Annotated in this window: 2 protein-coding genes; both read right to left on the bottom strand. The window is 58.8% G+C overall.

The window, feature by feature from the left end; genetic code table 11:
- Positions 1–93: 93 nt before the first annotated feature.
- Positions 94–558, bottom strand: a complete 465-nt coding sequence (locus XBLMG947_RS22160; protein WP_245228279.1) for a DUF3304 domain-containing protein — start codon at positions 556–558, stop codon at positions 94–96.
- Between the two features lie 125 nt (positions 559–683).
- The gene (locus tag XBLMG947_RS20235; protein ID WP_065470328.1) at positions 684–1,562 is read right to left on the bottom strand and encodes a DUF4123 domain-containing protein; all 879 of its coding nucleotides are present in this window, start codon (positions 1,560–1,562) and stop codon (positions 684–686) included.
- Between the last annotated feature and the right edge of the window lie 180 nt (positions 1,563–1,742).

Genomic DNA, 1,742 nt, shown 5'->3' with positions numbered 1-1,742 from the left:
GAGAAACCATCCTTGCAACCGCCCAGCAAGAAGATAAACGCCACCATCGAAAATCTAATAATTCTCATATCATGAGTGCCTCAAAGACCATTCTTATTGGGCAATAGACGCGGTTGGAGGAAGCTCATCCGCGCCCATATCATCCACCCATTGCAAAGACGCCGTTCCATCTTTCCGAAAATAGACTCTGAAATACCGAGAATTTCTTGATTCCGGCTGAGGGATAGTGACTTTTACTTCATGCTCTTCAGCCTTCTTACCAGCATAAAAATCCTCTTTAGGCATAACAAATGTCCACTGCAAATTAACAGTCTTTCCAGGCGTGACATTACATCCGCAAGAAAACTTCCCGCCACCTCCCCACAAATTCCCATCAGTCCGACCCGGAGGATTCCCAAAGCATCCTGAACTAGATTCATTGTCTAGCCAGAATTCATGAATTTTCTTTTCGTACTCATTGTAGCCAGTGACGCATACGGTTCTCGACTGCGAGAAACCATCCTTGCAACCGCCCAGCAAGAAGATAAACGCCACCATCAAAAATCTGATAATGCTCATCTCATAGGTGCCTCAAAGACCATTCTTATTGAGCAATACACGGGGTTGGAGGAAGCTCATCCGCACCCATCTCATCCCCCCATTGCTAAGACGCCGTTCCATTCTTTCGGAGACAGGCTCGCTGCTCATGTCTGGCGCTCTTGCGTGCTCGCCACGTCATACGCCCAATCCACTAGCGCTTCGCAAAGCGCATCGTGGTCCGTCCGGTGCGCGTGCACGAGACCGGCAAGCTGTGCGTGCCAGCTGTCATCGACTTCCCGGCGCACGAGCGCCGCACAGCAGCGATAGAGCAGCAGTTCCGCTTCCAGCCCCGCCTCCAGCAACACCTCCTGCGTCACGGACAGTGTCTTCCACGTCTGGAAGGGGTCTGCATCGACCGGCAGCGCGCCGTTGCGCTTCAGCTCCGCGGCAATGCGATCCAGCCGGCCGAGCGCGTCCAGCCGTTGCAGCTCGGGTGGGGTGAGCGCAAGGCGCGCGGCGGGCCGGCCGGGCCTGCGTTCCGGCGAGGGGCGCAGTGCCAGCGGGGCGGCGTCGCGACCGATACAAACCCATGCATCGGCGCAGGACAGGAAGGCATCCAGCTTGTTAGCCTCCACCGCCCTGGGCAGCGCCTGCAGCACCGCCGCATCGTAATAGCGGAGCAATCCTTTCTTGCCGTCGGGCAGGGAGACGTCGGCGCGTTTGGCCAATGCCTGGGCCAATTGGGCGATAGGCAGCGCGCTGGAAAGGGCGACGAAGGCGAACGGCCTGCGCGGCAGATACCTGTTCAACAGCGCATCGACCCAGGCGGCTTCGTAGTCCATCAACAGGGCGCACACCGATGGATCGACGCTTTCGGGTTGATCTCGCAGCACGTTGTAGACGCGCTGCTCGCCGATCATCTCCTTCCACGGCATCGCATTGATGGGCAGCTGCGCGGCATCCAGCAGCAGGAAAACCCCGGTGCCCTCACGGTGGCGATGCGGGGCGAGGAAGGTGGACCACGATTCGAAGAGCGGATGCATGACCGATCACCCGCGAGATGCGACGGCTTCGTGCCGGGACGCCAGATCGCGCATGCACTCCAGGCACACCGGCTTGTCCGCCGAGGGCAGCTGCACGCGGGTGCTAAAGCCCTGCGGCCCCGTCAACACCTGCTGCCCGCCCTTGAACGCAATCGTGCCCGGTGCGCCCAGTTCGATGTT

The organism is Xanthomonas bromi, from assembly GCF_900092025.1.
Taxonomy (GTDB): Bacteria; Pseudomonadota; Gammaproteobacteria; order Xanthomonadales; family Xanthomonadaceae; genus Xanthomonas; species Xanthomonas bromi.
Note: the sequence above shows the minus strand (reverse complement) of the source record. Positions and strands in the feature narration are given on the sequence as shown.

Excerpts from the sequence above, each read along its gene's own strand:
- XBLMG947_RS22160 (WP_245228279.1), bottom strand. The coding sequence starts at position 558 with ATGAGCATTATCAGATTTTTGATGGTGGCGTTTATCTTCTTGCTGGGC.
- XBLMG947_RS20235 (WP_065470328.1), bottom strand. The coding sequence starts at position 1,562 with ATGCATCCGCTCTTCGAATCGTGGTCCACCTTCCTCGCCCCGCATCGC.